Origin of the sequence: Moritella sp. 36, assembly GCF_018219415.1 — a bacterium.
Taxonomy (GTDB): domain Bacteria; phylum Pseudomonadota; class Gammaproteobacteria; order Enterobacterales; family Moritellaceae; genus Moritella.
Window position 1 is genome coordinate 5,003,227 of record NZ_CP056120.1, and the last position, 19,039, is coordinate 5,022,265.

The 19,039-nt window shown below is 44.8% G+C and carries 8 protein-coding genes, 1 tRNA gene and 5 rRNA genes; 1 reads left to right on the forward strand and 13 read right to left on the reverse strand.

What is annotated here, in order from left to right; translation table 11 throughout:
• Nucleotide 1: 1 nt before the first annotated feature.
• The 6 genes from HWV03_RS22340 to HWV03_RS22365 all read right to left on the reverse strand — a co-directional run bounded on the left by HWV03_RS22340 (nt 2) and on the right by HWV03_RS22365 (nt 10,789).
• Nucleotides 2–2,895, reverse strand: a 23S ribosomal RNA gene (locus HWV03_RS22340).
• Nucleotides 2,896–3,143: 248 nt separating this feature from the next.
• Nucleotides 3,144–3,219: transfer RNA gene (locus HWV03_RS22345), tRNA-Glu, on the reverse strand.
• A gap of 119 nt (nt 3,220–3,338) precedes the next feature.
• Nucleotides 3,339–4,883 (reverse strand): 16S ribosomal RNA (locus HWV03_RS22350).
• A gap of 921 nt (nt 4,884–5,804) precedes the next feature.
• Nucleotides 5,805–5,920: ribosomal RNA gene (gene rrf, locus HWV03_RS22355) — 5S ribosomal RNA — on the reverse strand.
• Between the two features lie 141 nt (nt 5,921–6,061).
• A 23S ribosomal RNA gene (locus HWV03_RS22360) occupies nt 6,062–8,953 on the reverse strand.
• Nucleotides 8,954–9,244: 291 nt separating this feature from the next.
• Nucleotides 9,245–10,789, reverse strand: a 16S ribosomal RNA gene (locus HWV03_RS22365).
• The 16S, 23S and 5S rRNA genes sit together here with 1 tRNA gene alongside, the layout of an rRNA operon.
• A 456-nt stretch (nt 10,790–11,245) precedes the next feature.
• Here HWV03_RS22365 and nadE point away from each other — a divergent pair.
• Nucleotides 11,246–12,082 (forward strand): ammonia-dependent NAD(+) synthetase, encoded by an 837-nt coding sequence (gene nadE, locus HWV03_RS22370; protein WP_211677962.1) that lies wholly within the window; start codon nt 11,246–11,248, stop codon nt 12,080–12,082.
• A gap of 72 nt (nt 12,083–12,154) precedes the next feature.
• On the opposite strand, the gene glmU is transcribed toward nadE, so the two are convergent.
• From glmU to atpF, 7 genes are all read right to left on the reverse strand, one after another.
• On the reverse strand, nt 12,155–13,519 hold the full coding sequence (glmU, locus tag HWV03_RS22375) for a bifunctional UDP-N-acetylglucosamine diphosphorylase/glucosamine-1-phosphate N-acetyltransferase GlmU (RefSeq protein WP_211677963.1): 1,365 nt from the start codon (nt 13,517–13,519) through the stop codon (nt 12,155–12,157).
• 160 nt (nt 13,520–13,679) lie between these two features.
• Nucleotides 13,680–14,105, reverse strand: a complete 426-nt coding sequence (locus HWV03_RS22380) for a F0F1 ATP synthase subunit epsilon (RefSeq protein WP_045108515.1) — start codon at nt 14,103–14,105, stop codon at nt 13,680–13,682.
• 15 nt (nt 14,106–14,120) lie between these two features.
• On the reverse strand, nt 14,121–15,506 hold the full coding sequence (gene atpD, locus HWV03_RS22385) for a F0F1 ATP synthase subunit beta (RefSeq protein WP_211677964.1): 1,386 nt from the start codon (nt 15,504–15,506) through the stop codon (nt 14,121–14,123).
• Nucleotides 15,507–15,535: 29 nt separating this feature from the next.
• Nucleotides 15,536–16,402 (reverse strand): F0F1 ATP synthase subunit gamma, encoded by an 867-nt coding sequence (gene atpG / locus HWV03_RS22390; protein WP_211677965.1) that lies wholly within the window; start codon nt 16,400–16,402, stop codon nt 15,536–15,538.
• 48 nt (nt 16,403–16,450) lie between these two features.
• A complete protein-coding gene (gene atpA / locus HWV03_RS22395; protein WP_211677966.1) occupies nt 16,451–17,992 on the reverse strand; it encodes a F0F1 ATP synthase subunit alpha in 1,542 nt (513 codons plus the stop codon).
• Nucleotides 17,993–18,004: 12 nt separating this feature from the next.
• The gene (atpH, locus tag HWV03_RS22400) at nt 18,005–18,538 is read right to left on the reverse strand and encodes a F0F1 ATP synthase subunit delta (protein ID WP_211673519.1); all 534 of its coding nucleotides are present in this window, start codon (nt 18,536–18,538) and stop codon (nt 18,005–18,007) included.
• Between the two features lie 14 nt (nt 18,539–18,552).
• Nucleotides 18,553–19,023 (reverse strand): F0F1 ATP synthase subunit B, encoded by a 471-nt coding sequence (gene atpF / locus HWV03_RS22405; protein ID WP_211677967.1) that lies wholly within the window; start codon nt 19,021–19,023, stop codon nt 18,553–18,555.
• Nucleotides 19,024–19,039: the final 16 nt, after the last annotated feature.

The window sequence follows — 19,039 nt, forward strand, 5'->3', positions numbered from 1 at the left end:
TATGGTTAAGCCTCACGGGTAATTAGTACAAGTTAGCTCAATGCCTCACAGCACTTACACACCTTGCCTATCAACGTTGTAGTCTCCAACGGCCCTTCAGGGGACTTAAAGTCCCAGTGAGAACTCATCTCGAGGCCTGCTTCCCGCTTAGATGCTTTCAGCGGTTATCAGTTCCGAACTTAGCTACCGGGCAATGCTATTGGCATAACAACCCGAACACCAGTGGTTCGTCCACTCCGGTCCTCTCGTACTAGGAGCAGCTCCTCTCAATTCTCAAACGCCCACGGCAGATAGGGACCGAACTGTCTCACGACGTTCTAAACCCAGCTCGCGTACCACTTTAAATGGCGAACAGCCATACCCTTGGGACCAACTTCAGCCCCAGGATGTGATGAGCCGACATCGAGGTGCCAAACACCGCCGTCGATATGAACTCTTGGGCGGTATCAGCCTGTTATCCCCGGAGTACCTTTTATCCGTTGAGCGATGGCCCTTCCATTCAGAACCACCGGATCACTAAGACCTACTTTCGTACCTGCTCGACGTGTCTGTCTCGCAGTTAAGCTGGCTTATGCCTTTGCACTAACCACATGATGTCCAACCATGTTTAGCCAACCTTCGTGCTCCTCCGTTACTCTTTGGGAGGAGACCGCCCCAGTCAAACTACCCACCAGACACTGTCCGCAATCCCGATAAGGGACCTACGTTAGAACATCAAACGTACAAGGGTGGTATTTCAAGGTTGACTCCACATCATCTAGCGACAATGCTTCAACGTCTCCCACCTATCCTACACATGTAGGTTCAATGTTCAGTGCCAAGCTATAGTAAAGGTTCACGGGGTCTTTCCGTCTAGCCGCGGGTACACTGCATCTTAACAGCGATTTCAATTTCACTGAGTCTCGGGTGGAGACAGCGTGGCCATCATTACGCCATTCGTGCAGGTCGGAACTTACCCGACAAGGAATTTCGCTACCTTAGGACCGTTATAGTTACGGCCGCCGTTTACCGGGGCTTCGATCATGAGCTTCGACCTAAGTCTAACCCAATCAATTAACCTTCCGGCACCGGGCAGGCGTCACACCGTATACGTCATCTTTCGATTTTGCACAGTGCTGTGTTTTTAATAAACAGTTGCAGCCACCATTTCTCTGCGACCGACAATAGCTTACGGAGCAAGTCCTTCACCATCATCGGCGTACCTTCTCCCGAAGTTACGGTACCATTTTGCCTAGTTCCTTCACCCGAGTTCTCTCAAGCGCCTTAGTATTCTCTACCTAACCACCTGTGTCGGTTTGGGGTACGATTCTCTTATATCTGAAGCTTAGAGGTTTTTCCTGGAAGCCGGGTATCAACTACTTCATCTCCGTAGAGACTCGTCATCAGCTCTCAGCCTTAATGTGCGCCCGGATTTACCTAAGCACACAGCCTACAACCTTAAACATGGACAACCATCGCCATGCTAGCCTAACCTTCTCCGTCACCCCATCGCAATATAAGTGAGTACAGGAATATTAACCTGTTTCCCATCGACTACGCCTTTCGGCCTCGCCTTAGGGGTCGACTCACCCTGCCCCGATTAACGTTGGACAGGAACCCTTGGTCTTTCGGCGTGGAGGTTTTTCACCCCCATTATCGTTACTCATGTCAACATTCGCACTTCTGATACCTCCAGCAAGCTTCTCAACTCACCTTCGACGGCTTACAGAACGCTCCTCTACCATGCAAAGAACAAGTCTTTGCATCCGTAGCTTCGGTGGTATGTTTAGCCCCGTTAAATCTTCCGCGCAGACCGACTCGACCAGTGAGCTATTACGCTTTCTTTAAAAGATGGCTGCTTCTAAGCCAACTTCCTGGCTGTCTGAGCCTTTCCACATCGTTTCCCACTTAACATACACTTTGGGACCTTAGCTGACGGTCTGGGTTGTTTCCCTTTCCACGACGGACGTTAGCACCCGCCGTGTGTCTCCCGCGATTGAACTTATTGGTATTCGGAGTTTGCAAAGGGTTGGTAAGTCGGGATGACCCCCTAGCCTTAACAGTGCTCTACCCCCAATAGTTAGACGCGAGGCGCTACCTAAATAGCTTTCGAGGAGAACCAGCTATCTCCCGGTTTGATTGGCCTTTCACCCCCAGCCACAAGTCATCCGCTAATTTTTCAACATTAGTCGGTTCGGTCCTCCAGTTGATGTTACTCAACCTTCAACCTGCCCATGGCTAGATCACCGGGTTTCGGGTCTAATCCCAGCAACTATTCGCGCAGTTAACACTCGGTTTCCCTACGGCTCCGCTATTCGCTTAACCTTGCTACTGAAATTAAGTCGTTGACCCATTATACAAAAGGTACGCAGTCACAGAACAAGTCTGCTCCCACTGCTTGTACGTATACGGTTTCAGGTTCTATTTCACTCCCCTCACAGGGGTTCTTTTCGCCTTTCCCTCACGGTACTGGTTCACTATCGGTCAGTCAGTAGTATTTAGCCTTGGAAGATGGTCCTCCCATATTCAAACAGCATATCACGTGTGCCGTCCTACTCGATTTCACAGTAAGGTCGTTTTCATGTACGGGACTATCACCCTGTATCGTGAAACTTTCCAGAATCTTCCACTAACTTCCAAACTGCTTAAGGGCTAGACCCCGTTCGCTCGCCGCTACTAAGGGTATCTCTATTGATTTCTTTTCCTCGGGGTACTTAGATGTTTCAGTTCTCCCGGTTCGCTTCGCAACGCTATGTATTCACGTTACGATACTCTACAAAGTAGAGTGGGTTCCCCCATTCGGAAATCTGTGGATTAACGCTTTTTATCAACTCCCCACAGCTTAACGCAGATTAACACGTCCTTCATCGCCTCTGACTGCCTAGGCATCCACCGTATACGCTTAGTCACTTAACCATACAATCTAAAGTCGACCGTACAATTGAAATAACTAGGTATTATCTAGTTTTTTTCGCCTCAAGAATACTCAAGAACACTATATTGTTATTACCGAAGCAATAACGTGTTTTAAGAACTTCTTTATTTATTCAGCTTTCCAAATTTTTAAAGAGCAATTTGCTAAAAAGCAAAGATAAGCATTCGCTGCTTAGCTTTGATTTTTAATCAGAAAGAAAAAATACTCCATCTTCCTTACAGAAGAAAGATGGTATCCCGTACGAGATTTGAACTCGTGTTACCGCCGTGAAAGGGCGGTGTCCTAGGCCTCTAGACGAACGGGACACTATTTACTTTCTACGTTTGGATTTCATCCCAAACGTTGTCTTATTTTCATAAGACTGTCTTTAACGTTTCTATTCAAGCAATTTGTGTGGGCACTTACAAAAATTAACAACTTTACGTAAGGAGGTGATCCAGCCCCAGGTTCCCCTAGGGCTACCTTGTTACGACTTCACCCCAGTCATGAACCACACCGTGGTCATCGCCCTCCCGAAGGTTAAGCTAATGACTTCTGGTGCAGCCCACTCCCATGGTGTGACGGGCGGTGTGTACAAGGCCCGGGAACGTATTCACCGTGACATTCTGATTCACGATTACTAGCGATTCCGACTTCATGGGGTCGAGTTGCAGACCCCAATCCGGACTACGACGCACTTTATGGGATTCGCTTACCATTGCTGGTTTGCAGCCCTTTGTATGCGCCATTGTAGCACGTGTGTAGCCCTACTCGTAAGGGCCATGATGACTTGACGTCGTCCCCACCTTCCTCCGGTTTATCACCGGCAGTCTCCTTAGAGTTCCCACCATTACGTGCTGGCAAATAAGGATAAGGGTTGCGCTCGTTGCGGGACTTAACCCAACATTTCACAACACGAGCTGACGACAGCCATGCAGCACCTGTCTCATAGTTCCCGAAGGCACCAATTCATCTCTGAAAAGTTCTATGGATGTCAAGAGTAGGTAAGGTTCTTCGCGTTGCATCGAATTAAACCACATGCTCCACCGCTTGTGCGGGCCCCCGTCAATTCATTTGAGTTTTAACCTTGCGGCCGTACTCCCCAGGCGGTCTACTTAATGCGTTAGCTTAAGAGCCCAGTTCTCAAGGAACCAAACTCCGAGTAGACATCGTTTACGGCGTGGACTACCGGGGTATCTAATCCCGTTTGCTACCCACGCTTTCGCATCTGAGCGTCAGTTACTTGCCAGGTGGCCGCCTTCGCCACTGGTATTCCTTCAGATCTCTACGCATTTCACCGCTACACCTGAAATTCTACCACCCTCTCAAGAACTCTAGTTTGCCAGTTCGAAATGCAGTTCCCAGGTTGAGCCCGGGGCTTTCACATCTCGCTTAACAAACCGCCTGCATGCGCTTTACGCCCAGTAATTCCGATTAACGCTTGCACCCTCCGTATTACCGCGGCTGCTGGCACGGAGTTAGCCGGTGCTTCTTCTGCGAGTAACGTCACAGCAGTAGAGTATTAATCTACTGCCTTTCCTCCTCGCTGAAAGTACTTTACAACCCTAAGGCCTTCTTCATACACGCGGTATGGCTGCATCAGGGTTTCCCCCATTGTGCAATATTCCCCACTGCTGCCTCCCGTAGGAGTCTGGACCGTGTCTCAGTTCCAGTGTGGCTGATCATCCTCTCAGACCAGCTAGGGATCGTCGCCTTGGTGAGCTCTTACCTCACCAACAAGCTAATCCCACTTGGGCTCATCTAGTCGCGAGAGCTTTCAAGAAGAGGCCCCCTTTCACCCGTAGGTCGTATGCGGTATTAGCAGTCGTTTCCAACTGTTGTCCCCCTCGACTAGGCAGATTCCCAAGCATTACTCACCCGTCCGCCGCTCGACGCCAGAATAGCAAGCTATTCTTCGTTTCCGCTCGACTTGCATGTGTTAAGCCTACCGCCAGCGTTCAATCTGAGCCATGATCAAACTCTTCAATTAAAAGTTTTTGACTAATCAACGTTGTTGATTAAGTCGGCTCAATGAATTCTGTACTTCAACAACAAACCGAGGTTTGTTGTTTATAAAACCAAATCTTTCGATTTAATTTAATGTTCACAATTACATTGATATAATTTTTGGTCATTATATCTCTGCAAGTGCTCACACAGATTGCTTGAATAAATTGTTAAAGAGCATTGACATCAACGCTTTGCGTCTTAGTCAGGCTGCGTATTCTACGCAAACCAGATTCGAAGTCAAGCACATATTTATGCTTTATTCAGGACGTTTAAAAAGTAACCTAAGTTCTTTTTAAACACCTTACTGAGCGGCTCTTGCCGTGTCAGTGGGATGCATTATAGGGATTTAGATCACATTAGCAATCCATTTTATGCACTTATATTGATTTAATATTTAGTGCAGGAAAAACCAGCAATAACACGTGCATTAACGATCACGATTCATACGAACGGTGATAATTACAGCATAATATGATTGGCCTGAACTTGCGTTACAGATTTACTTTAAGGGTAATACTATCGAGCAAGGATATTAAGTTTAGTCCTTAGCGTCCAATTACGCCATTTTACAGCCAAAATAAAACGGTTTTAGCATAAATAAATTATTACACGTGTATATTCCGCGATAATAAGACCCGATATTCAGTTCAGCGAAAGAGAACTGCGTATTTTTACAAGCTAGCACCTGTACATTATCGCTGACTTTAATTAATCCAACTTTAAATACACAAAAACCAGCCATCGGCTGGTTTTTTATTAGTTGGAATACGTTTATAGCAACCAACGCTGCTGGTTAAGCTCGGTATTTTTAATTCAAACGCGCAATAATCACATCACAGGTGTAAATTACAGACACAAAAAAGCCGATATCATTACTGATATCGGCTCTCTCTAATTTGGCGCTTGGCGATGCCCTACTCTCACATGGGGAAGCCCCACACTACCATCGGCGTTATTACGTTTCACTACTGAGTTCGGAATGGGATCAGGTGGTACCGCAACACTATGGTCACCAAGCAAATCTGGTTTGCTTTCAAGTTGTATCTTTAAAATCTGAAAAGCTATAAATAAAGAAGTCTTTAAAACCTATCTTTCGATAAATAGTAGTGTTCAATCAATTCTTAAGTCGATATTTCAATTAATCATACTTTAATTTGTATGGTTAAGCCTCACGGGTAATTAGTACAAGTTAGCTCAATGCCTCACAGCACTTACACACCTTGCCTATCAACGTTGTAGTCTCCAACGGCCCTTCAGGGGACTTAAAGTCCCAGTGAGAACTCATCTCGAGGCCTGCTTCCCGCTTAGATGCTTTCAGCGGTTATCAGTTCCGAACTTAGCTACCGGGCAATGCTATTGGCATAACAACCCGAACACCAGTGGTTCGTCCACTCCGGTCCTCTCGTACTAGGAGCAGCTCCTCTCAATTCTCAAACGCCCACGGCAGATAGGGACCGAACTGTCTCACGACGTTCTAAACCCAGCTCGCGTACCACTTTAAATGGCGAACAGCCATACCCTTGGGACCAACTTCAGCCCCAGGATGTGATGAGCCGACATCGAGGTGCCAAACACCGCCGTCGATATGAACTCTTGGGCGGTATCAGCCTGTTATCCCCGGAGTACCTTTTATCCGTTGAGCGATGGCCCTTCCATTCAGAACCACCGGATCACTAAGACCTACTTTCGTACCTGCTCGACGTGTCTGTCTCGCAGTTAAGCTGGCTTATGCCTTTGCACTAACCACATGATGTCCAACCATGTTTAGCCAACCTTCGTGCTCCTCCGTTACTCTTTGGGAGGAGACCGCCCCAGTCAAACTACCCACCAGACACTGTCCGCAATCCCGATAAGGGACCTACGTTAGAACATCAAACGTACAAGGGTGGTATTTCAAGGTTGACTCCACATCATCTAGCGACAATGCTTCAACGTCTCCCACCTATCCTACACATGTAGGTTCAATGTTCAGTGCCAAGCTATAGTAAAGGTTCACGGGGTCTTTCCGTCTAGCCGCGGGTACACTGCATCTTAACAGCGATTTCAATTTCACTGAGTCTCGGGTGGAGACAGCGTGGCCATCATTACGCCATTCGTGCAGGTCGGAACTTACCCGACAAGGAATTTCGCTACCTTAGGACCGTTATAGTTACGGCCGCCGTTTACCGGGGCTTCGATCATGAGCTTCGACCTAAGTCTAACCCAATCAATTAACCTTCCGGCACCGGGCAGGCGTCACACCGTATACGTCATCTTTCGATTTTGCACAGTGCTGTGTTTTTAATAAACAGTTGCAGCCACCATTTCTCTGCGACCGACAATAGCTTACGGAGCAAGTCCTTCACCATCATCGGCGTACCTTCTCCCGAAGTTACGGTACCATTTTGCCTAGTTCCTTCACCCGAGTTCTCTCAAGCGCCTTAGTATTCTCTACCTAACCACCTGTGTCGGTTTGGGGTACGATTCTCTTATATCTGAAGCTTAGAGGTTTTTCCTGGAAGCCGGGTATCAACTACTTCATCTCCGTAGAGACTCGTCATCAGCTCTCAGCCTTAATGTGCGCCCGGATTTACCTAAGCACACAGCCTACAACCTTAAACATGGACAACCATCGCCATGCTAGCCTAACCTTCTCCGTCACCCCATCGCAATATAAGTGAGTACAGGAATATTAACCTGTTTCCCATCGACTACGCCTTTCGGCCTCGCCTTAGGGGTCGACTCACCCTGCCCCGATTAACGTTGGACAGGAACCCTTGGTCTTTCGGCGTGGAGGTTTTTCACCCCCATTATCGTTACTCATGTCAACATTCGCACTTCTGATACCTCCAGCAAGCTTCTCAACTCACCTTCGACGGCTTACAGAACGCTCCTCTACCATGCAAGAACAAGTCTTGCATCCGTAGCTTCGGTGGTATGTTTAGCCCCGTTAAATCTTCCGCGCAGACCGACTCGACCAGTGAGCTATTACGCTTTCTTTAAAAGATGGCTGCTTCTAAGCCAACTTCCTGGCTGTCTGAGCCTTTCCACATCGTTTCCCACTTAACATACACTTTGGGACCTTAGCTGACGGTCTGGGTTGTTTCCCTTTCCACGACGGACGTTAGCACCCGCCGTGTGTCTCCCGCGATTGAACTTATTGGTATTCGGAGTTTGCAAAGGGTTGGTAAGTCGGGATGACCCCCTAGCCTTAACAGTGCTCTACCCCCAATAGTTAGACGCGAGGCGCTACCTAAATAGCTTTCGAGGAGAACCAGCTATCTCCCGGTTTGATTGGCCTTTCACCCCCAGCCACAAGTCATCCGCTAATTTTTCAACATTAGTCGGTTCGGTCCTCCAGTTGATGTTACTCAACCTTCAACCTGCCCATGGCTAGATCACCGGGTTTCGGGTCTAATCCCAGCAACTATTCGCGCAGTTAACACTCGGTTTCCCTACGGCTCCGCTATTCGCTTAACCTTGCTACTGAAATTAAGTCGTTGACCCATTATACAAAAGGTACGCAGTCACAGAACAAGTCTGCTCCCACTGCTTGTACGTATACGGTTTCAGGTTCTATTTCACTCCCCTCACAGGGGTTCTTTTCGCCTTTCCCTCACGGTACTGGTTCACTATCGGTCAGTCAGTAGTATTTAGCCTTGGAAGATGGTCCTCCCATATTCAAACAGCATATCACGTGTGCCGTCCTACTCGATTTCACAGTAAGGTCGTTTTCATGTACGGGACTATCACCCTGTATCGTGAAACTTTCCAGAATCTTCCACTAACTTCCAAACTGCTTAAGGGCTAGACCCCGTTCGCTCGCCGCTACTAAGGGTATCTCTATTGATTTCTTTTCCTCGGGGTACTTAGATGTTTCAGTTCTCCCGGTTCGCTTCGCAACGCTATGTATTCACGTTACGATACTCTACAAAGTAGAGTGGGTTCCCCCATTCGGAAATCTGTGGATTAACGCTTTTTATCAACTCCCCACAGCTTAACGCAGATTAACACGTCCTTCATCGCCTCTGACTGCCTAGGCATCCACCGTATACGCTTAGTCACTTAACCATACAATCTAAAGTCGACCGTACAATTGAAATAACTAGGTATTATCTAGTTTTTTTCGCCTCAAGAATACTCAAGAACACTATATTGTTATTGCCGAAGCAATAACGTGTTTTAAGAACTTCTTTATTTATTCAGCTTTCCAAATTTTTAAAGAGCAATTTGCTAAAAAGCAAAGATAAACAAGCGATTGCTTATCTTTGCTTACTAGCGTCTTACTATTAGTAAGACATACTATTCAACTTTCTATTCAAGCAATTTGTGTGGGCACTTACAAAAATTAACAACTTTACGTAAGGAGGTGATCCAGCCCCAGGTTCCCCTAGGGCTACCTTGTTACGACTTCACCCCAGTCATGAACCACACCGTGGTCATCGCCCTCCCGAAGGTTAAGCTAATGACTTCTGGTGCAGCCCACTCCCATGGTGTGACGGGCGGTGTGTACAAGGCCCGGGAACGTATTCACCGTGACATTCTGATTCACGATTACTAGCGATTCCGACTTCATGGGGTCGAGTTGCAGACCCCAATCCGGACTACGACGCACTTTATGGGATTCGCTTACCATTGCTGGTTTGCAGCCCTTTGTATGCGCCATTGTAGCACGTGTGTAGCCCTACTCGTAAGGGCCATGATGACTTGACGTCGTCCCCACCTTCCTCCGGTTTATCACCGGCAGTCTCCTTAGAGTTCCCACCATTACGTGCTGGCAAATAAGGATAAGGGTTGCGCTCGTTGCGGGACTTAACCCAACATTTCACAACACGAGCTGACGACAGCCATGCAGCACCTGTCTCATAGTTCCCGAAGGCACCAATCCATCTCTGGAAAGTTCTATGGATGTCAAGAGTAGGTAAGGTTCTTCGCGTTGCATCGAATTAAACCACATGCTCCACCGCTTGTGCGGGCCCCCGTCAATTCATTTGAGTTTTAACCTTGCGGCCGTACTCCCCAGGCGGTCTACTTAATGCGTTAGCTTAAGAGCCCAGTTCTCAAGGAACCAAACTCCGAGTAGACATCGTTTACGGCGTGGACTACCGGGGTATCTAATCCCGTTTGCTACCCACGCTTTCGCATCTGAGCGTCAGTTACTTGCCAGGTGGCCGCCTTCGCCACTGGTATTCCTTCAGATCTCTACGCATTTCACCGCTACACCTGAAATTCTACCACCCTCTCAAGAACTCTAGTTTGCCAGTTCGAAATGCAGTTCCCAGGTTGAGCCCGGGGCTTTCACATCTCGCTTAACAAACCGCCTGCATGCGCTTTACGCCCAGTAATTCCGATTAACGCTTGCACCCTCCGTATTACCGCGGCTGCTGGCACGGAGTTAGCCGGTGCTTCTTCTGCGAGTAACGTCACAGCAGTAGAGTATTAATCTACTGCCTTTCCTCCTCGCTGAAAGTACTTTACAACCCTAAGGCCTTCTTCATACACGCGGTATGGCTGCATCAGGGTTTCCCCCATTGTGCAATATTCCCCACTGCTGCCTCCCGTAGGAGTCTGGACCGTGTCTCAGTTCCAGTGTGGCTGATCATCCTCTCAGACCAGCTAGGGATCGTCGCCTTGGTGAGCTCTTACCTCACCAACAAGCTAATCCCACTTGGGCTCATCTAGTCGCGAGAGCTTTCAAGAAGAGGCCCCCTTTCACCCGTAGGTCGTATGCGGTATTAGCAGTCGTTTCCAACTGTTGTCCCCCTCGACTAGGCAGATTCCCAAGCATTACTCACCCGTCCGCCGCTCGACGCCAGAATAGCAAGCTATTCTTCGTTTCCGCTCGACTTGCATGTGTTAAGCCTACCGCCAGCGTTCAATCTGAGCCATGATCAAACTCTTCAATTAAAAGTTTTTTGACTAATCAACGTTGTTGATTAAGTCGGCTCAATGAATTCTGTACTTCAACAACAAACCGAGGTTTGTTGTTTATAAAACCAAATCTTTCGATTTAATTTAATGTTCACAATTACATTGATATAATTTTTGGTCATTATATCTCTGCAAGTGCTCACACAGATTGCTTGAATAAATTGTTAAAGAGCATACTGAGCGGCTGTTGCCGTTTCAGTGGGATGGATTATAGAGAATTCGATCACATAGGCAAGCGTTATTATAAAATAACCTCACAAACAACAAGCTCTGTATAGATTTAGTACAGAAGTGTGTTTTTTCGATCTTGATAGTATATGAATCCCCCAATATAGCGAAGCAAGACATGATAAAAGTCATCATTAACATCGTCAGATAACTAGTAATGTCCATTTATCGCGATACAATAACCTTAACCAAGGAGATATACCCATGACTGAACTTAAAAAACAAATTATCGCAGAGATGAAAGTTAAACCTAGTATCGATATCGCCGATGAGATCCGTAGTCGCATCAACTTTATCAAACAACAATTAACTGACTCAGGATTAAAAAGTTTAGTATTAGGTATAAGTGGTGGTGTTGATTCATCAACTTGTGGCCGACTTTGCCAATTAGCTATCGAAGAGCTAAATACAGAATACCAGAGTAATGTTTATAATTTCATTGCAGTACGTTTACCTTACTCTGTACAAGCAGATGAAGATGATGCACAAAAAGCACTTCGCTTTATTAATCCAAAAACATCTGTCACAGTCAATATTCAATCTGGTGCAGATAGTATTCATGCAGAAGTACTCGAATCCGTGAAAGCAGCTGGATTACCAGAAAGCACCGCATTCAACCAAGATTTTAATAAAGGTAATGTAAAAGCAAGAATGCGAATGATTGCACAATATGAAATTGCCGGTTTATATCAAGGTTTAGTACCTGGAACAGATCACAGTGCAGAAAACATTTCCGGCTTCTTTACTAAACACGGTGACGGAGCTTGTGATTTAGCACCATTGTTTGGTTTAAATAAACGTCAGGTGAGAGCACTCGCAGCCTATTTAGGCGCATCAGAATTAGTTTATCAAAAAGTACCTACTGCCGATTTGGAAGAAGAGCGCCCTCAATTAGAAGATGAAATTGCCTTAGGTGTTACTTATGAGCAAATCGATGATTTCTTAGAAGGGAAAGAGATCGATATTAAAGCTGAAACTAAAATTATCGATACCTATAAAAAAACAACTCATAAACGTAATCCAATTCCAACCCCTGTATAATGCATAGTTTATGACGAATACAAAAAAGCAGAGATAAGCCTCTGCTTTTTATAACTGCAATTACATTAACGCTTACTTTGCAACTTTAGTTGGTTTAGGCCAACTTTTGATATGACGCTGTTTCACTCGAGTGATCACAAGTTCATCGGCAGCTACATCTTTAGCTATAGTAGAACCGGCGCCAACAGTGGCATTTTTACCAATAGTGACAGGTGCGATCAATTGACTATCTGAACCAATGAATGCGCCATCTTCAATAACCGTCTGGAATTTATTTACCCCATCATAGTTACAAGTAATAGTACCCGCACCAATATTTACTTTTTCACCAATAAGGCTATCGCCAAGATAAGCAAGGTGACCAGCTTTAGAGCCTTTACCTAATGTTGTCTTTTTCAGCTCAACAAAGTTACCTACATGTGCATCGTCTTCCAGTATAGTATTAGGACGTAAACGCGCAAATGGGCCTACACTACAATCAATACCAATTGTCGCTGATTCAATAATGGAGTTTGGTTTTATCTCAGAATTATCACCTATATGACAATCTTTCAAAATACAGTTAGCACCAATAGTGACACCACGACCAATAGTGACCTTACCTTCAATAATCACATTAATATCAAAAGTAACATCGTTACCAACATTAACTTCGCCGCGTAAGTCAAAGCGACGAGGATCAAGCATAGTAACGCCTTGCTCCATGAGTTTATATGCTTGTAATTCTTGGTATGCGCGTTCTAGTTCAGCTAATTGCATGCGGTTATTCACACCTTCAACTTCGATATTTGCAATCGGGTGAACGGCGTTAATCGTGCGACCTGCTTTATGTGCAAGTGCAATTACATCAGTTAAGTAATATTCAGCTTGCGCATTATTATTATCTAACAAAGATAACCAGTGCTGAAAATCTGCACCATTAGCAACGAGGATTCCGGAATTCACTTCATTAATTTTAAGTTGTTCTGCAGATGCATCTTTCTGCTCAACAATACCTACAACCGTGTCGCCTTCACGGACAATTCGGCCATACCCCATCGGATTATCTAATTTCACAGTAAGTAAGCCAATACCACCTTCAGGCTGAGATTGGCATAGATGCGTTAGCGTTTCTTGGCTAATTAATGGAACATCACCATACAACACTAATACTTGCTCATCAGCTTTAAATTGACCCGCGGCCTGTTGTACCGCATGGCCTGTCCCCAATTGTTCAGCTTGTAGAACCCAATTTAATTTATCATCTTGAATTCGTGATTTCAGTAATTCAGCACCATGGCCATAAACTAAATGGATATCGTTAACATCTAATTGTTTTACGGTATCAATAACATGCTGAACCATTGGTTTTTTAGCAATTGGGTGAAGAACTTTAGGAAGATCTGAACGCATACGCGTTCCTTTACCAGCGGCAAGAATAACAACACTAATGGGCATAATGGGCTCTTATCTGAATGATGACATTAAAATATAAATAGAATATTCAGGTTATAGGGAATGATTAAGTTTAACAATATTAATGTGTATTAAAAACATAAAAAAAAGCGACCCTAAGGTCGCTTTTTGACAACTAAACGCATTCAATTAAAAATTCAAACTAGTTGAATTTTTTAACCAATTTAAGCACGCGAAGTTGAGCAATTGCATCAGCCAGTTGATTCGCAACTTTAACATAATCTACATCTTGGTTAGTTGCAGAGCTGTTAAGTAGTTCTTCAGCTTGTCTTTTGGCTTCTTGCGCTTTGGCTAAATCTAGATCTTCTGCACGAATCGCAGTATCAGCCAGCACGGTAACTTCGCCAGGTTGTACTTCACAAGTACCGCCTGAAACGAAGATAACTTCTTCTTCACCGTGTTGTTTAACCAAGCGCACCATGCCAGGTACTATTCCAGTTAATAGTGGTGTATGTCCAGCTAAAATGCCGAACTCACCGCCAGAACCGGTAACTTGAATGCTTTCAGCACGCCCAGAAAATAAAACACCTTCTGCGCTTACTACATTCAAATCAAAAGTCATAGCCATAGTGCCCTCGCTTATTTACAGTTTCTTCGCAGCTTCAACAGCATCGTCGATAGAACCACAATACATGAACGCTTGCTCAGGAAGATCATCGTAATCACCCTCTAGTAAGCCTTTAAAGCCACGTAGAGTTTCTTTTAATGATACTAGAACACCTGGGTCACCCGTAAATACTTCAGCAACATGGTATGGCTGAGTTAAGAAACGTTGGATCTTACGAGCACGAGATACAATTTGCTTATCTTCTTCAGATAGCTCATCCATACCTAGGATCGCAATAATGTCTTTTAACTCAGTATAACGCTGTAGTACACCTTGAACGCCACGAGCGATGTCGTAATGTTCTTGACCAACTACTAGAGGATCTAACTGACGAGAAGTAGAATCTAGTGGGTCGATCGCAGGGTACATACCCATTGAAGCAATGTTACGGTTCAGTACAACTGTTGCATCTAAGTGAGCAAATGTTGTTGCTGGAGATGGATCCGTTAAATCATCCGCAGGTACGTATACCGCTTGGATTGATGTAATTGAACCACTCTTAGTTGAAGTAATACGCTCTTGTAGGATACCCATTTCTTCAGCTAGTGTAGGCTGGTAGCCTACTGCTGATGGCATACGACCTAGCAGTGCAGATACTTCAGTTCCCGCAAGTGTATAACGATAGATATTATCGATGAATAATAATACATCTTTACCTTCGTCACGGAAGCGTTCAGCCATTGATAAACCAGTCAAAGCAACGCGTAAACGGTTACCTGGAGGCTCATTCATTTGGCCGTAAACCATTGCTACTTTATCAAGTACGCCGGCTTCTTCCATCTCGTAGTAGAAATCGTTACCTTCACGAGTACGCTCACCAACACCAGCAAACACAGATAAACCTGAGTGAGCTTTAGCGATGTTGTTGATCAGTTCCATCATGTTTACGGTTTTACCAACACCGGCACCACCGAATAGACCGACTTTACCACCTTTAGCAAATGGGCAAATCAAATCGATAACTTTAACACCAGTTTCTAACAATTCGCTAGAAAGTGACTGCTCTTCATAAGAAGGCGCTGTACGGTGAATTTCATAACGCGTATCTGTTGGGATAGCGCCTTTACCGTCAATTGGGTTACCAAGAACGTTTACAATACGACCAAGACATTCGTCACCAACAGGCACGCTAATCGCGCTACCAGTGTTAGTTACTTTAAGGCCTCGGCGTAAACCGTCACTTGAACCCATAACGATACAACGAACAACACCACCACCGATTTGTTGCTGAACTTCTAGCACCAATTCAGATAGGTTAGCGTCGTCGAATGTCAGTGCATCGTACACTTGAGGTACGGATTCTTGTGGAAACTCAACGTCCACAACTGCACCGATGATCTGGACAATAATACCAGTACTCATTTTAAATCCTCTAAACTTTACAAGTTTGCCTAAACCGCTGAAGCACCAGCACAAATTTCAGAAATTTCTTGTGTGATGGCAGATTGACGAGCTTTGTTAAAGACTAACTGTAACTCATCAATAATGTCACCAGCATTGTCAGTTGCATTTTTCATTGCAAACATACGTGCTGCTTGCTCTGATGCAGCGTTCTCGACAACACCTTGATACACTTGAGATTCAATAAATCTAACTAATAATTTAGTTAGAAGCTCAGCAGGCTCACCTTCATAAAGGTAATCCCAGCCATGCTTAGGTAATGCTTCATTTTCTTCCGATGCAGGCAACGGCAGTAGTTGATCGATAGTTGGTTCTTGCGTCATTGTATTAACAAATTTGTTATATACAACGAATAAGCGATCCAACTTCCCGTTATCGTATGCTTCTAGCATAACTCGAACAGAACCAATCAAATCTTCTAATGCAGGTTCTTCACCGAGGTTAGCTACATTAGCCACCACGTTTCCGCCTACACTACCAAAAAATGTACCAGCTTTAGCACCAATAAGGCCTAAGTCGATATCTACTTTTTTGTCAGACCATCCCTTCATATCAGAGATAGTTTTTTTGAAAAGGTTAATGTTCAAGCCACCGCATAGACCACGGTCAGTTGAAATCACAATATAACCAACACGTTTCGCTTCACGCTCTTCTAGGTACGGATGAGAGTACTCTAGAGAACCTTCTGCGAGATGACCGATCACTCTGCGCATTGTGTTAGCGTATGGGCGACTAGATGCCATGCGATCTTGTGCTTTACGCATTTTGCTCGCGGCAACCATCTCCATTGCGCTGGTGATCTTCTGAGTATTAGTAATACTCCCGATCTTGTTTTTAATTTCTTTAGCGCCGGCCATTTGCTTCTCCTATTAAGCTAGCTGTGGCAGCAAAGGCTGCCACCGCTCTTACCAGGTTTGTGTAGACTTAAAGCTTGCAAGTAAGCTTGTTAGCTTAGCTTGAACATCTTTGTCGTACGCGCCTGTTTCATTAATAGAAGCAAGTAAATCAGCGTGTTCTGCTTTAGCATAAGCTTGTAGAGACGCTTCAAAGCTAACAATTTTGTTAACTTCTACATCTTCTAATGCACCAGTTTCTGCTGCATATAAAGATAGAGCCTGCTCTGCAACACTCATTGGTGCATATTGGCCTTGCTTCATTAGCTCAGTAACTTTCGCACCATGATCAAGCTGCTTACGCGTTGCATCATCAAGGTCTGAAGAGAATTGAGCAAATGCTGCTAATTCACGGTACTGTGCTAGTGCGGTACGAATACCACCAGATAGTTTCTTAACGATCTTAGTTTGTGCTGAACCACCAACACGCGATACAGAAATACCTGGATCAACAGCAGGACGAGTGCCTGAGTTAAATAGTTCTGTAGTCAAGAAGATCTGACCATCGGTAATAGAAATTACGTTCGTTGGTACGAACGCAGATACGTCACCACCTTGAGTTTCAATGATTGGAAGAGCAGTCAAAGAACCAGTCTTACCTTTCACTTCACCTTTAGTGAACGCTTCTACGTATTCAGCGTTTACACGAGCGGCACGCTCTAGTAGACGTGAATGTAGATAGAAAACATCACCAGGGTATGCTTCACGGCCCGGTGGACGACGTAATAGTAATGAAATCTGACGGTAAGCAACGGCTTGCTTAGACAGATCATCATATACGATTAGTGCATCTTCACCACGGTCACGGAAGTATTCACCCATAGCACAACCAGAGTATGGTGCTAAGTATTGTAGTGCCGCAGCTTCAGAAGCCGTTGCAACAACAAGAATAGTGTTTTCCATTGCGCCATGTTCTTCAAGCTTACGTACAACACTAGCAACGGTAGAAGCTTTCTGACCGATTGCTACGTATACACATTTAATGCCCGAATCTTTTTGGTTGATGATTGCATCGATAGCGATAGCACTCTTACCAACCTGACGGTCACCAATAATAAGCTCACGTTGACCACGACCGATTGGGATCATAGCGTCAATAGCTTTGATACCAATTTGTACTGGTTGGTCAACAGATTTACGTTCCATTACACCTGGTGCAATTACTTCAACAGGAGAGAAACCATCGTTGTCGATTGGTCCTTTACCGTCGATAGGCTCACCAAGTGTGTTTAAAACACGACCTAATAAGTTGCGACCTACTGGCACTTCAAAAATACGTCCAGTTGAACGTACTTTTTGGCCTTCTGCAAGACCCATGTAAGAACCCATTACTACAGCACCAACAGAGTCACGCTCTAAATTAAGTGCGATACCAAAACGGTTGCCAGGTAATTCAATCATTTCGCCTTGCATACAGTCTGCAAGGCCATGAATACGAATAATACCATCGCTTACTGAAACGATAGTACCTTCATTTCTTGCTTCACTAACAACGTTGAATTTTTCAATACGTTGTTTGATCAGATCACTGATTTCTGTAGAATTCAGTTGCATGCTATTCCCCAATTACGATTGTAGCGCTTCCGCAAGTTTATTTAACTTACCGCGTACAGAGCCATCAATAACTAAATCACCAGTCTGAATCATCAAACCACCAATTAACCTGTTATCAACGTTGCAATTTAACTTAACTTTGCGTGCTAAACGTTTTTCCAACGCGATTACAATATTTGCTTCTTGCTCTGCCGTTAATGGCATTGCAGAAGTAACATCAGCTTCAACAGATTTCTCATGTTCCGCTTTGTAGTATGCAAATAAAGTAACAATGTTTGGTAATGCGCTTAAACGAGCGTTCTCGGCCAATACTTTAATAAAGTTTTGGCCCGATTCGTTAAGTTGCTCATCAGCTACGTTGATAAAGATATCAGCAATAGCGTGTGCACTTACAGCACCATTTAATAAGGTAGAAATATCTTTGTTTACCGCGATCTCCGCCGTAAACGCTAACATTTCTTGCCATTTATCAATAGCCTGTTCCTTAACGGCAAAATCAAATGCAGCTTTAGCATATGGACGAGCAATAGTAGTCAAATCAGACATAAGCCCCCCAGTTGTTAAAGTTCTGCAACGATTTTGTCTACGATGTCACTGTTAGCAGCTTCATCAATAGAACGTTCGATAATTTTTTCAGCACCGGCAATAGCTAAACCAGCTACTTGTTTGCGTAACTCTTCTTTTAGACGATTACGTTCAGCTTCAACTTCAGCTTCCGCTTGAGCAAGAATTTTCGCTCGCTCCGCATTTGCTTCTTCTTTAGCTTCATCGACAATTTGAGCTTTACGCTTGTTTGCTGCATCAATGATATCTGCCGCTTGCGCTTTAGCATCTTTCAATTGATCTGTTGCTTTAGCTTCCGCTAGCTTCAAATCTTTAGCAGCTTTATCCGCACTTGCAAGGCCATCGGCGATTTTCTGTTGACGTTCTTCGATAGCCGCAATCAGTGGTGGCCATACATATTTCATACAAAATAGTACGAATAACGTAAACGAAATCGCTTGGCCTAAAAGAGTTGCGTTGATATTCACAACGAACCTCCTTGGT

Bases quoted from the DNA above. Each gene is read 5' to 3' on its own strand.
- nadE (WP_211677962.1), top strand. From the start codon at position 11,246: ATGACTGAACTTAAAAAACAAATTATCGCAGAGATGAAAGTTAAACCT.
- glmU (WP_211677963.1), bottom strand. From the start codon at position 13,519: ATGCCCATTAGTGTTGTTATTCTTGCCGCTGGTAAAGGAACGCGTATG.
- HWV03_RS22380 (WP_045108515.1), bottom strand. From the start codon at position 14,105: ATGGCTATGACTTTTGATTTGAATGTAGTAAGCGCAGAAGGTGTTTTA.
- atpD (WP_211677964.1), bottom strand. From the start codon at position 15,506: ATGAGTACTGGTATTATTGTCCAGATCATCGGTGCAGTTGTGGACGTT.
- atpG (WP_211677965.1), bottom strand. From the start codon at position 16,402: ATGGCCGGCGCTAAAGAAATTAAAAACAAGATCGGGAGTATTACTAAT.
- atpA (WP_211677966.1), bottom strand. From the start codon at position 17,992: ATGCAACTGAATTCTACAGAAATCAGTGATCTGATCAAACAACGTATT.
- atpH (WP_211673519.1), bottom strand. From the start codon at position 18,538: ATGTCTGATTTGACTACTATTGCTCGTCCATATGCTAAAGCTGCATTT.